General features: G+C 72.8%; 11 protein-coding genes. All 11 read right to left on the bottom strand.

Features of this window, described 5'->3' with window-relative positions; all coding sequences use genetic code 11:
* Positions 1–179: 179 nt before the first annotated feature.
* Positions 180–2,312 carry a DEAD/DEAH box helicase gene (locus AA75_RS04185; RefSeq protein ID WP_051811808.1) on the bottom strand — a complete coding sequence of 711 codons (2,133 nt, stop codon included), beginning with the start codon at positions 2,310–2,312 and terminating at the stop codon, positions 180–182.
* A 213-nt stretch (positions 2,313–2,525) separates the two neighbouring features.
* On the bottom strand, positions 2,526–4,409 hold the full coding sequence (locus AA75_RS04180) for a glycoside hydrolase family 15 protein (RefSeq protein WP_149037930.1): 1,884 nt from the start codon (positions 4,407–4,409) through the stop codon (positions 2,526–2,528).
* Positions 4,410–4,490: 81 nt separating this feature from the next.
* Positions 4,491–5,402, bottom strand: a complete 912-nt coding sequence (locus AA75_RS04175; protein WP_033818350.1) for a Scr1 family TA system antitoxin-like transcriptional regulator — start codon at positions 5,400–5,402, stop codon at positions 4,491–4,493.
* A complete protein-coding gene (locus tag AA75_RS04170) occupies positions 5,402–6,739 on the bottom strand; it encodes a hypothetical protein (protein ID WP_033818349.1) in 1,338 nt (445 codons plus the stop codon). Before AA75_RS04170 ends, AA75_RS04175 begins: the two co-directional genes overlap by 1 nt.
* Before the next feature lie 73 nt (positions 6,740–6,812).
* Complete coding sequence (locus AA75_RS04165; RefSeq protein WP_033818348.1) at positions 6,813–8,918, bottom strand: hypothetical protein; 2,106 nt, start codon at positions 8,916–8,918, stop codon at positions 6,813–6,815.
* Positions 8,915–9,445: a hypothetical protein gene (locus AA75_RS04160; RefSeq protein WP_149037929.1), complete on the bottom strand. Its 531-nt coding sequence runs from the start codon at positions 9,443–9,445 to the stop codon at positions 8,915–8,917. Before AA75_RS04160 ends, AA75_RS04165 begins: the two co-directional genes overlap by 4 nt.
* 244 nt (positions 9,446–9,689) lie before the next feature.
* Positions 9,690–10,406, bottom strand: coding sequence for a hypothetical protein (locus AA75_RS04155; RefSeq protein ID WP_051811803.1), 717 nt, complete (start codon positions 10,404–10,406; stop codon positions 9,690–9,692).
* On the bottom strand, positions 10,406–11,248 hold the full coding sequence (locus tag AA75_RS04150; protein WP_033818346.1) for a hypothetical protein: 843 nt from the start codon (positions 11,246–11,248) through the stop codon (positions 10,406–10,408). Before AA75_RS04150 ends, AA75_RS04155 begins: the two co-directional genes overlap by 1 nt.
* Complete coding sequence (locus tag AA75_RS04145) at positions 11,245–11,745, bottom strand: hypothetical protein (RefSeq protein WP_033818345.1); 501 nt, start codon at positions 11,743–11,745, stop codon at positions 11,245–11,247. The genes AA75_RS04150 and AA75_RS04145 overlap by 4 nt, the downstream gene beginning before the upstream one ends.
* Positions 11,742–12,275: a hypothetical protein gene (locus AA75_RS04140; protein ID WP_033818344.1), complete on the bottom strand. Its 534-nt coding sequence runs from the start codon at positions 12,273–12,275 to the stop codon at positions 11,742–11,744. The genes AA75_RS04145 and AA75_RS04140 overlap by 4 nt, the downstream gene beginning before the upstream one ends.
* A complete protein-coding gene (locus tag AA75_RS04135; protein WP_033818343.1) occupies positions 12,272–12,454 on the bottom strand; it encodes a DUF5999 family protein in 183 nt (60 codons plus the stop codon). Before AA75_RS04135 ends, AA75_RS04140 begins: the two co-directional genes overlap by 4 nt.
* Positions 12,455–12,471 lie beyond the last annotated feature (17 nt).

Below are 12,471 nucleotides of genomic sequence, written 5' to 3'. Positions count from 1 at the left end.
GCAACCCGCACGGCCGCGACCCGAGGAACAGACATCAGGACTATCTCGATCTTCATACGTAGACCTCCAGGGCGGGCTTAGCGGCGACGCCGCTGCGGCAATCTGCAGCCGTGCGGCCAGGTCCCTGGGCACGGGGAGGGCTCCTCGCAGCGGCACGGTGATCAGGGCGGACCTCACCGTCAGAGCACGGCGGTAGAGGCATGCGTGGGGTCGGGGTCGAGGCCAGGACGATTCGGAGCATCCCTCGGGAGGGGGATATCGGCTCCCACCGCAACAAGTTCCGCTCGGTGCTCATCGGAAAGCTGTCCCCGGCGGGCCTTGACGAGGACGGTGTTGAACCAGGCGCCGAGCTTGTCGCCATCAGGTGTGACGTAGCTCTGCACCACGCGCCGGCGCCTGGTGTCAGCGATGTACTGCCGAAGGAGCCCCATCCAGACTTGACGGCGCCGCTCCAGGTCACTCACGACGAAGCCCAGGTCGTCCAGTTGCTTGCGCTGGGTGGGGGTGTAGCGGTCGTAGTCCGCACGGGCGTGCTGGACGCGGTAGCCGAGCCTCCGCCCTTCGGGGGTGACGTAGGCGCTCGGAACCAGCAGATCCCCGTACTCCTCTTTGTACGCGGCCAGGTCGGTGATGAACTGGTCCCAGGCCGCGTCGAGCTTGTTCCAGACCACACCGAGTTCATCCAGGCGCTGACGGATGGCGGGGGGCAGGTAGCCGGGCCTCCTCCTGATGTTGGCGAGCCACCTGCCGGCCATGACCCCGGCGGGGCTGACCCAGTCCAGGGGGACGAGAAGATGGCCGTGCTCGGCCTTGAAGGCGGCCAGCGCGTCCAGGATGTGTTCGCGGCGGGAGGCAGAGGCGTCGAGAGCAGACACCCTGATCGCCTGGACGAAGCTCTCCGGGACCGCGGTGCCCTCGAAGGAGATCCAGTCCGGGAGCGAGGAGCTCGGCCCGCCACCGGAGCCGGAGTGTGTGGTGTGCCGGCCCCGTCTGGCACGGTCGAGCGTCACACGAACCCGGTCGTCCACTGCGGCCATGGCCATCACCGGTGCCAGCACTGCTGAGGCGGAGGCAGCCTCCTCATCTCCGCCATCGCCGGGACCGACAAGTGCGGGAATGATCACGGTGGCGGTCTTGGGACTGTTCCGGTCACCGCGGCGCAGGGCACGTCCGATGATCTGGATGAGGTCGATGACGGAGCCGCGCTCGTCGATGAGGGCAACCGAGTCGACTTCCGGTGCGTCGACGCCCTCGGTCAGGAGCTTCGCGTTGGTCACCACCGTCAGGGCGTCGGTCCCGGTGCGCAGCCGGTCCAAGACCCGTCGGCGAGTCTCGCGGCGCTGCTCGCCGTTGACGTGTCCGGTCCACAGCGATGCCGGTCGTTCCTCCGCTGGCAGGTGCTCCATCGCCTGGTGGAGGACCAGCGCGAACGCCTTGGCGGCGGCGATCGTGGCGTGATAGGTGATCATCCGCCGGCAGCCGTATTTCGCTGCGGCCCGCAGGACCGCGATGGCCTTGGCGAAGACGGCGGCCTCGACACTGCTGTGGCCGATCGTCAGATACTGGCTGCCGTCGGACACGAGCGCGCGGATGTCGTCGTCGGTGACAGTAGCGACGACCAGCCGGTAGTCCGCGAGCAAGTCCCGCTCGATGGCCTGGCTGAACGGCAGGCTGTACGCGATGGGTCCGACCTGGTCCGGCCGGTCCAGGCTTACGGCCCGGTCATCGTCCTCGCTTCCGATAACGGCCTTCAGTGTTGCGGTCATCGACAGGCGCAGCCGGGACGGGAGCAGCCGTTCGTCGTGGATCACGGACCAGCTGTTGTTGACGCCGACAGTGCGATGCGCTTCGTCGGCGATCACCAGGTCCCATGGTTGCAGCCCGTGGTCACGGTGGGCTGCAACCAGGGTGTGCAGGCTCTGGTAGGTGACCGCAGTAGTCACCCTGCGGTCAGGTCCCAGCTGGTGCGCGATGTCTGCGGGGTTGCTGCTGACGCCTGCGCCCGGCCCGCCGCGGAAGACCTGGGCCGACAGGAGCTCCTTGTCGGTGCACACTGCCAGGATCTCGCCGAGCCACCTGCGGCCGAAGGCGTCGATCCACTGCTGGAGCATCTGGGAGAGAAGATCCAGCGTGGGCGCTCCGACGAGGATGTGGCCGCTTGGATGGTCAAGCATCGTGTTGACGACCGCTGCCGCAGTACGGCTCTTGCCTGTTCCGCAGGCCATCAGCAGCACAGCTTTGCGGTCTTGGGCGAGCACCTTGGCAACGCTTTCGGTTGCCTCCTCCTGGTGCGGCCACAACAGAGCTCCCACGTACGGTGCCTCTCCTATTCATCGGGATTGGTGATTGGTCCGGGCACTTCACCGCCCGCTCTCACATGTCTGTCTGTCCGTGTTCGTCTTCCGAGATTTCGGAAAGTCCCCGCCGGCCCCGGATCAGGGGCCGGCGGGGGCAGGTCCGGCTCGGGCTGCGGTCCGGCCATCGGGACGGATGCCTCCGGGCGGCAGCTGTGGGCGCGGCCTTGGTCACACGGCGACCGTCGTTGTTGTGTTCTGGGTGCGCTGCCCGGGGAGCACGACGTGGCCGGTGCCGCCGCCGGGCCGGACCTCAAGGGCCAGAGCGGCACCGATCAGCGACCAGAGCGTGAAGGCCTGGGGCATGTTGCCGACCGGCCGCTTCCGCTCGGCGTCCCACATCTCGGTCATCACCCCGTGGGGGGTGCGCAGCGCGAGGAGCTTGCCGAACAACTCGTTGGCGTCGGCGGTGCGGCCGATGTAGGCCAGCGATTGGACCAGGTGGAAACTGCAGGCCAGGAACGCGCCCTCGTCGTCCGTGAGTCCGTCCACGCGGCCGTCTGCCGCGGGGATATAGCGGCGGACAAAGCCGGCGGGGTCGGTCAGCTCCCGCGAGATCGCGTCGATCGTGCAGACAAGTCGCTTGTCGTCGGGCGGCAGGAAGCCGTTCGTCGCCATCAGCAGCACCGCTGCGTCCAGTTCCCGCCCGCCGTAGTACTGGGTGAAGGCCCGGAGATCCGGGTCGAAGGCGTGCTGGAGGATGTCGGCTTTGATCGTGTCGCGTTCGGCCGCCCAGCGGGCCACCGTACTGGCATCCACGACGGGCACCCTGGTGCGCGTCCGCGCCTCGGCCCACTCCACCAACAGCTGGAGGCCCTGCCAGCACATCAGGGCGCTATGGACGAAGCGCCGCTCCGGCCCGCGCACTTCCCAGATCCCTGCGTCAGGCTGCCGCCAGATCCGCACGATCTCCTCGCCGAGCGCCGGCAGGAGGGCGTCGATGCCAGGGTCGGCGGGCAGCCCGGCATGCTCGGCCGCCACCAGGGCCTGGATGACCTCGCCGTAGACGTCGTTCTGCCGCTGGGTGGCGGCGGCGTTGCCGGCCCGCACCGGACGGGAGCCCTCGTAGCCGGGCAGCCAGTCCAGCTCGCGCTCCGTCAGGGTCCGGCCGCCGTCGAGGCGGTACATGATGGCGATCTTGGTCACGTCGCCGGCGACGGCTCGCAGTAGCCATCCGCGCCACCGCGCCGCCTCGTCCAGGAATCCGACGCTGACCAGGGCGTGAATGGTCAGCGCCGCGTCACGCAACCAGCATGCCTCGTAGTCCCAGTTCCGCTCGCCGCCGATCAGCTCCGGCAGACTGCGGGTCAATGCCGCCGCGACGGCGCCGGTGCCCCGGATCGTCAGGCCCCGCAGCAGCATGGCGCTGCGCAGCACCGCCTCGCGGTTGGGCCCGGTGTAGGTGAGGCGGGCCGTCCACTCGTCCCAGTCGCGGAGGGTGGCGCGCAGGTCGGTGTGGGCGTGCGGCACGGTGTCCGCCCCGAGTTCGAAGTTGCCGATCGTCAGCGTGAGCGCGATCCGCTCGCCCGCGGATACGGTGAAGTCCGCCGTCCACCGACCGCACGCGTCGAGGCGGTGGGCCGGCCCGTCGAGGCGCAGGGTGACCGGTCCGGCGGACAGCCGCAGCGCGCGCGACCCGTCGGGCCGCACCAGCGTCTCGGAGTGCCCGGGCAGCCGCCCGTCCTCGAACCGGGGTGCGAACTCGGAGCGGATCAGGACGCTGCCGGTGACGCCTTCGATGACCTGGTGCAGACGGCTGGGCGCGCCGCGATGCGGCTGGGGCGGCATGAAGGAGCTGATACGTACTGTGCCGCCGGAGGTGGTCCACTCCTGCACGAGAACTGCGGTGTCGCCCTGCCAGCCGCTGCGGTCGGCCCGGCCGCCGTCGATCGGGGCGAGGGCCCAGTCACCGTGGTCGCGGTGGCCGAGCACGCGCGCGAAGTGTGCGCTGCTGCCGATCGCGTCGCAGCCGTACTCAACGACTCCGCTCGTACTCAGCAGGACGGCCGCCCTGTTGTCGCTCAGCGGGACGAGTTCCTCCAACGGGGTGCTCAACGGGACGGGTGCGGTGGGGGAAGAAGTACGCGGCACTGTGGTGGCTGTCCGTTCATTGGGTGGGATGGAGCGGATCAAAGGTCAGGAGACGGCGGCGGCCAGGGCAGCGATGGCAAGGGCGGCGTAGGAGCGGCGCAGCAGGATGCGGCTGGCCTCCGGGGAGGCCGCGCCGGCTCGGGCGCTGTCGATCAGCCGGGACAGTTCCCCGGCCGCGCCGTGGGGCCCGGCCCGGTAGAGGACACCTCGGCGGGTGACCTCGGCGACGACTGTGACGACGGGCGGCCCGGGAAGGACGAGCTCGAGGAGCTCGGCACTGGGGTGAGCGGGGCCGGTGGCCACGCGCAGGTCGACGGCGCCGGTCTCGGAAAGGTGCAGAAGGTGGTCGAGCTGGGCGTCCAGCCCCGGTAGGAAGTAGCGAATCGCAATGGCTTCGCCGAGCACGACCGTCCACGGCTGCGCGGTCAGGCGCGAGGCTGGAATCGGGTGGGTCAGCAGGGGGAGGTCGTCTTCGGCGACGCCGATGATCTGCTCGGCGACTGTCGCACCGTATAGAGGGGACCGCAGGCCGAGCGGGACGACGCAGTTGGCGGCAGCTCTCACCCGGCTGGCCTGCCAGATCAGTTGGAACAGGCGGCTCGGCCAGCCCTGGCAGAGGTCGGCCAGCTGGTCGTGTGGCTCGGTGCCGTCGTGGAGAACGTGGGCGATCGCGGTCAGCGCGTGGTGCTGGTCGGCGCCGCTTCCGTACAGCTGCAGCAGGGTGTAGATCTCGCCGGGCGCGGCCGGGGCCATCCCGGCCTCGATGTCCCGCAGATCACGGACCGTGCGCCCGATGGTGGCGGCGGACGTCCGCAGCCGGATCCCGCCGGCGCAGCGCTCGGTGCGTAGCCACGCACCCAGCACAAGCGGGCCGACCGGGACATGGCCCGGGTGTAATTCGGTCGAGGCCGGGATTCCGACAGCGGTCGACGGGGCGGTCGTGAGCTGGGAGTGCATCAGCGAGTCCTGTTCGCTGCCGGGGTGGCGGTGCGCAGGTGCTCCAAGAGCTGCTCGGCTCGACCGTGGGCGTCGTCGGCGGAGATCAGAACGGTGCCGCCGGGCACCGCCAGTTCTGCGAGTACGGCGACGAGGTTCGGCTTGCACGGGCCGGGCCGCCAGACGGTGATCTCCTCATCGGGGACTCCGGCGGCTCCGGCGGCGCGGACGACGGCCTGAGTGGTGGCGCTGGGGTCGTCGGCCGGGCCGGTGAGTACGAGGCGGGCAGCGTCGGCGAGGTCCGTGCCGACGCGGGCGGCGGTCTCGTTGTCGAGCCCGGTGGTGTCGACGGCGACAAGCAGGGGGCCGTCCGTCAAGTTGAGGACGGTGTCCAGGTCGGCGTGGAACTCCTCGGCACTTCGGATAGAGGTGGCCATCACGGCGACCCCGCCGGCGGTTCCGACCACGGTGAGGCAGCCGTCGGCGCCGGGGAAGGCGGTAAGGCCGGCGGCGAGATCGGCCGGTCGGCAGTCCAGCGCGACGCCTGCGGCGAACGCGGCCGCCGCGGCTGCCGCGTGGTGCCGGCCGGGCATGGGCAGGGTGAAACGGTGCACGGCCCCGTCCACGTCGCGGACGGCGGCGTGAGTTGCGGTGCCGGACCACATGTCCTGCATCAGCCGTACGTCGCACTCCCGGTCGGTGCCCACCGTGAGCACCTGCGGTCCGCCTTCACCGGCCAGCAACTCGACGAACCGCCGTACGCCCGGATCCCAGATGGCCGCCACCACCACCTTCGCGTTCCGGGCCACCGCCAGCGTCGCGTTGAGTCCCGCATCGGCGGCCGTATCCGGCTCGGCCGTGGCGAGGGATGTGACGACAAGAACGGTCGGAGCGCATGGGGGCGGGCTGGCGGAGAGGGTGGCGATCAGCAGATCGCCACCGCTGGCATGCCCCGGCGTCCGGCCGATCAACGCGGAGGGCAGTACCCATGCGGGGTTGCGGTAGCCGATGGCGCTGGTGAGGGCGGTGGCCGTCACCGCGGTGGTGTGGGCCCCTGCCACCACCACGCTGAGCGGCGCGGCGTCCACCAGCATCGCCACAGCTCGTGAGTGGGTCAGCACCGGCAGCCCGAGCACGGCTGCCTGCCTCGCCTCAGCCTCGTCGAAACAGAAGTTGTCCGGCGCGATCAGACAGGTACGGTCGACCCCCAAAGCGGCCTCCACCCGCACACCCGGGATCGCGTGGGAGCTGGTCGGCAGGGCACCGGCCTCCAGCAGGTACTGGGCGAGCCCGGCCATGCCGGGCAGATCCAGGCCTACCAGGTCGGGTTTGGCCAGCAGCTCGGGGAGTGCATTCACAGTAGGTCCTTCAGTACGAGGTTGGGTGAAAGTGGGGGAGTCCCGGAGTGCTCCGTGCCGCGACCGGCTCGGATCACCTGCCCGGCGGTTCGGCGCCGGAGCCAGCGGAGGTCTGCTCGAGCCGCGATTGGATCCGGCCGGCATCGCGGGGGCTGCCGCCGTAGACCGCCAGCGCCGCGCGCAGCAGCGCGTCGACCTTGTCCCGGCGGCCAGCGGCCTCAGCCGCGTCCGCACGCCACTCCAGGGCCAGCGCCTCCCAGGCACGCGAGCCCGCGGCAGCGAACTCCGACTGCGCGTGGTGCAGGGCCCTGGCCGCGTTGGCGGTCTCGCCGTTCAAGAGCTGGATCCGGCCGCGCCAGGCGAGCGCCCGGGCGGCGTCGTGGAGATCGTCCACGGCCAGCAGGGTTTCGCGGGCCCGGTCCAGAGCGGCCAACGCTTGGTCGTGGTCGCCGAGGGCGGCGTGTACCTGGCCGAGCAGGATGTCGGTGACCGCCGCGCCGCGCCTGTAGCCGGTCTGCTCGCGCAGCTGCCGGGCCTCGGTCAGGTGCGGCCGGGCGGCGGCGGCCTGCTCGACGCTGGGGAGGTCACCGGGATTGTCCCGGCCGATCTCAACGAGGGTGGCACCGATCTCGTGCCGGTGCTGGCCCTCGCCACGCTGATCCCCGTCCCGGCGGGCCAGGTCCAGGGCCTCCTCGATCAGGGGAAGGGCGTCGGCGGGGCGGTGCAGGCCGCGCAGCGCCACCGCGTGCTGGTTGAGCATCTCGCGGAGCACCAGCCCGTCGCCGGTGCGGCGGGCGGCATCGACGGCGAGCTGGCAGGCCCACAGCCACAGCTCGTAGGGACGGAGCCGGTGCCACAGCGGCCACAGTGCGTGGACCATCTGCCAGGCCAGGTCGTCCCAGCCGGCCTCCTCGGCGGCGGCGAGGGCCGGGCGGATCTGCTCCTCCTGGCCGGCCAGCCAGGCCCAGGCCTGCTCGCGGGAGTCGAAGTGCGGGTCGGCGGTGGCCGGGTGGAGGTAGGTGCGGTCCAGCTCGCGGTGGTGGGGGGCCAGGTGCCGCTCGGCTCGGGTGAGGGCGGCCAGCCACCACTCCAGCGCCCGGCGGCGCTGCTCGGTCAGCTGCTCAGGGCTGTCGGTGAGTTGGGCCAGGTCGGCGGCGGCACGCTGGCCGTCGCCGGCCGGGACCAGGGTGAAGGCGTCGCCGGTGGCCGCCATGAGCCCGGCCTGCTCCAGCGCGGCGAGGCTGCGCCGGGCCGTCGCCCGGTCGGTGGCGAGGACGGCGGCGAGCATCTCCTCGGTGATGTTGCTGAACGGCACGGTGCCGGCGGCCCGGTACGCTGCGGCGGCGTCTTCGGGCAGCGCCCGGTAGGACTCGGTCAGGTGAACGGTGATCACGTCCATGGAGTCGTCGGGGTCGGGCAGCGCCGCGGCGCCGGGGCGGGTCTGCAGGCGCGCTGCCGCCAGGGCGATCAGCAGCGGACGGTTCCGGCATGCCTCGACCGTGGCCCGGGCGGCCTGCGGGTCGGGGATGTGTCGCGTACCGGCCAGGAGCGTCAGCAGCTCCACCGCCTCGGCCGCCGGGAGCGGCCCCAGCTCGTGGTGCTCGGCGCCGACGGCGACGAGGCCGGGCAGCACGCTGCGGCTGGTGACCAGCACGGTGGACCCGGTGGCCGGGAGCACCGCGCGCACCTGCTCGGCGCTGGCCGCGTCGTCCAGCAGCAGGGCGACCGGGCGCTCGGCGGTCGCACTGCGGAACCAGGCTGCGGCCTCGGCCGGGTCCTGCCACGGACCGTCCCAGCCCAGCGAGCGCAGCAGCCGGGCCAGGATCTCGAGGTCGCGGGCCGGCCCGCCGACGGCGGCACCGCGCAGATCCGCGTACAGCTGGCCCCCGGGCGGGCACGGCAGCCTGGTGAGCAGTTCGACGGCGAGGGCGCTCTTGCCGATGCCGGCGGGGGAGTGCACGACGTGGATCCGGTCCGGGGTGCGGGCCAGCTCCTCGGTCAGGTACGCGGTGATGTCGCTGCGGTCCAGGAAGTGCGCTGGCCGGCGGGGCAGTTGGCGCTGAACGGGAGGTCGATGGGCCGGGGCGGCGGGGTTGATCGTCAGGCTCTCGATCGAGCGGGCCTGCACGGTCGCGCCGAACTGCCCGCCTCTGATCTCGTTGTGGCTCTCCAGGCTCACGCAGCACCGGCTTCGGCGGCGAGGTCGGCACTCTCGTGCGTGACGAGGTGCGGGTGGCTGTTGGGCAGCAGGTGCAGGCGGTGGCCGAGGGCGACGGCGTGGGCAGTGTCGCGGGCCAGAAGGACGTCCCGGGCTGCGGCCAGGACTTTGGCCAGCTGGCCGGTGGTGATGCCAAGGTCCTTGGCGCTGGCGTCCGCGCTCATTCCGGCGGCGGCGTTCGCCAGGGCGCCGATCTCGAGGCGCTTCAGGTCGCGGCTGGGCCGCCCCGGGCGGATCGGGGCGACCATGCCCGGGTCGATCAGCCTCCACCGGATGGCCAGGTCGACCAGCTGCGGGATCCGCTCGGCTCCGAGGGTGGTGCGCAGCCTCTTGATGCCGTCGCGGGCCTGGTTCTCCCTCAGGCCGAGTTGTCGGGCGACGGCGGCCGTGGTCAGGCCGCGGGCCAGGGGCAGCAGCAGCGCCGCGTCGGCCGCGGCCACCGCCACGGTGTGGCCGCACGGGCACGACTCGCCGAACACCGTCGTCAAGGCGGCGGGCTCCGGTGCCCCGCCCGGCAGGGCGTCCCGTGCAGGCGGGGTGCCGGTGCTGATGGATGCTGTCGGTCGGGCGGCGGTGGGCAGGGGCGGCACAGCGAGATCCTTAGATGGAAGACAGGTGGCGGGCGGTGGAGCGGCGGTCGCGTCCACCGCTACGGCGGACGGACCTGGTGGATCAGCCGGGGCGGTCGGAGGCAGTTGCGCCACGGAGCGCGGTCGTCGTCGGTGCCCGGCATCAGACCGGGACCTCGGGGTAGGCGGCGGCGACCCGTTTGGCGAGCTCCGCGTGGCCGGCGGCCGAGAGCTCGGCGGCCAGGTCGACGACCGTACATCCGCGCAGGACCGCCGCCTGGGCGGAGGCGACCAGCCAGCCCACCAGCGAGTGCTGGTAGGTGACGGTCGCGGCCTTGCCCTCGGGTACGGGGACCGGCCCGGCGGACGAGGGCTGGTAGAGGGTGCCGGAGTAGCCGTACTCCGGGTCGGGGTCGGCGACCCGCACGGCGACCCAGCCCTCCGCCAGGTGCCCGCAGGCCAGGACCGACCAGGCCGCACCTTCCAGGGACAGCGGGGGGTGGAGCGTCACCGCGCCCTCCGGCCAGCCGGCGGGCGTCTGCTCATCACCCCGGATGTCTCGCAAAAGGAAGAGGACGCCCTTCTCGGTCCAGTCGGCCTCGGTGAAGAGGACCTGGCAGCGCAGGTCGTCCATCGCGGCGGCCTGGCGCTCGGGGTGCGCGTAGCGGTACCTCGGCGCACCGCCCGGGTTCTCGCTGACGCGCTCCCACAGGACGCCGCGAGCGTCGCGGTCCTCCTCGCTCTCGTCGGCGTAGCCGATCCCGACCACCGTGGTGCCTTGCCGGACGTAGACAACGGACGGCCGCTCCTGCACCTCGCCGTGACGGGCGGTCAGGTACGGCACGGGTGCCTCGGCCGGGGACAGCGGTGCGCGCACCATCAGGCCACCTCCGCGACGGCGAGCACCGCGCCCAGCACGGCCAGGGCGCCCAGGCCGGACATCGGCCTCTCCGCCCGGCCGATCCCGATCCGGGTCGCCACCGGCCGGCCGGTACTGCCGCGCCGGTGAAGGAGCCGGGCCCCGGCCTCCGGGGGGCGGCCCTTGCTGCGGCCGAGCGGCCGTACGGCGGGAGCGCCGGGCCGCGGCAGCAGGGTCAGGCCGCAGACCCCGAGTTGGGCCGCGCGGTGGGCGGCAGCGTCCGCGAGGAGCAGCCGCTCGGTGTCCCGGGCGCCGAGCGGCGGTGCTTCGACGACGAGCTGGACGGGCAGCCCGGCGTTGACCGCGGACAGGATTCCGGTCAACGACTCCGCCCAGCGCGCCTGGTGCGGCGAGGCCAGCCGGTCGTGCTCGCCCTCGGTGGGCGCGTGGAGCTGCACCCGCACGGCGTGGACGACACCGGCCAGTTCCTCGGCCAGCCGCGGCAGGCCGGGCCGGTTGGTCGTCACGGTCACCACCAGGCCCGCGCGGTTCAGCAGCCGGGCAGAGCGGACCAGGGTCTCGTCCAGGCCGGCCGCCAGCAGGTTCACCGCGACGATGCCGGCCCGCTCCAGAGTGGGCAGTGCGGCGGCCGCGTCGGTGAACATCCGGCTGGGGGCGCTGACGGCTAGGACCGGGGTGCGCCGTTCCTCCGGCCAGCCGGTGACCTGCTGCTCGTCCATGCCCGCCCGGCCGCAGGGGAGCGGCTGAGGGCCCCGGTGGGCGGCGCCGGTCAGCGGGTCGAAGACCAGAGGCCGGCTGCCGGCGCTGTCCTCGGCAACGGCGAAGGTCCGGGTCTGCCTCACGCGGCTGCCCCCCGGCCCCGGTCGGCGGCCGGCGCGGCGGGATGCACGATGACCAGGTTCGGTGCGGTGCCTGCGCCCGCGCGGTCGGGCACCACCGCCAGGACCAGCGACCGCTCGACGACGTTCGCGTAGCAGCGCCACGTCCCGTCGACGCGGACCGTGGACTCCTGGAGCCGTCCTTGGAGGAAGGCGCTGAGGTAGCCCGCGTCCTTGCCGTCGGGCACGGTGGCGGCGAGCAGTGCCCGGACGAAGCGCTCCCGGCCGCGATCGGACCGGACTGCGGAGTCTGGGAGGGGATGGGCCTCGGTGCGGCTGCCGTCTTCGTACCGGCAGACGGTGAACGCCGGGCCGGCGACGTCCGTGGCCTCGGTGGCGGTCCAGGGCGCGTCGGCGGACGCCAGGAGCGCCACCGGCAGCCCGGACGTGTCCGCGACGGCCCGGGCCCGCGCCGCGCCGGGGAGGTTCTCGATGTCGTGGTGGAACGCGGCGGCGGTCATCGCGCACCGCCTGCGGGTACCGGGGCGTCCTGGAGCATCGCCTTGACCAGGTCGGCGGACCGGGTGAGCTGGTGGGTTGTCGGGACGGACAGCCAGTGCCGGCCCCGGGCGATGCGGCCGGGACGGGGGCACCGCACGGACTGCGCCGAGCGGACGACGCCGTACAGGGCGAGGCCGCGGGCGGTGCCCGGCTCGCACAGCAGTTCCAGGCAGTGCCGGGGGGTGGTGGCCAGCACCGGGCCGACCGGGTCGCCGGCCAGCAGCAGGCGGGCGAGTGCGGCGAGGGCGACCGGGGTGAGCAGGCGCACCACCTCGAAGCGGCCCTCGCCGTCGATCTCCACGGGTAGCGCGGGGTTCGCCCACGGGTCGGCCGGCGCTTCGGGGCCGGCGAGCCAGGCGGCGAGCCGGTCGTGGTCGGCCGGGGTGCCCTTGAGCACGGCGATCTGCTCCGCGGTGGGTTCGGGCGCGGTTGCCGGGACGCGGGCGAAGCAGCCCGGGGCGACGGGGGCGACGGGGGCGACGGCTCTCACCAGGTCACCCGCTCGTACACGGGGGGCACGATCGTGCCGTCGGGGTCCATTTGGCTGCCGTCACCGAAGACCAGCGTGCCGCTGGCCAGCTGCCCCCAGCCCTGCTCGGGGAAGAAGGAGACGAGCTGGTCCTCCTCGGTGTCGGACGTCTTGCCGGACGGGGGTGCTTCGGAGGGCATCGCGGGCTCCTTCAGGT

The organism is Kitasatospora sp. MBT63 (assembly GCF_000710465.2).
Lineage (GTDB): Bacteria > Actinomycetota > Actinomycetes > Streptomycetales > Streptomycetaceae > Kitasatospora.
Note: the sequence above shows the minus strand (reverse complement) of the source record. Positions and strands in the feature narration are given on the sequence as shown.

Excerpts from the sequence above, each read along its gene's own strand:
- AA75_RS04175 (WP_033818350.1), bottom strand. The coding sequence starts at position 5,402 with ATGCACTCCCAGCTCACGACCGCCCCGTCGACCGCTGTCGGAATCCCG.
- AA75_RS04155 (WP_051811803.1), bottom strand. The coding sequence starts at position 10,406 with ATGGTGCGCGCACCGCTGTCCCCGGCCGAGGCACCCGTGCCGTACCTG.
- AA75_RS04145 (WP_033818345.1), bottom strand. The coding sequence starts at position 11,745 with ATGACCGCCGCCGCGTTCCACCACGACATCGAGAACCTCCCCGGCGCG.
- AA75_RS04135 (WP_033818343.1), bottom strand. The coding sequence starts at position 12,454 with ATGCCCTCCGAAGCACCCCCGTCCGGCAAGACGTCCGACACCGAGGAG.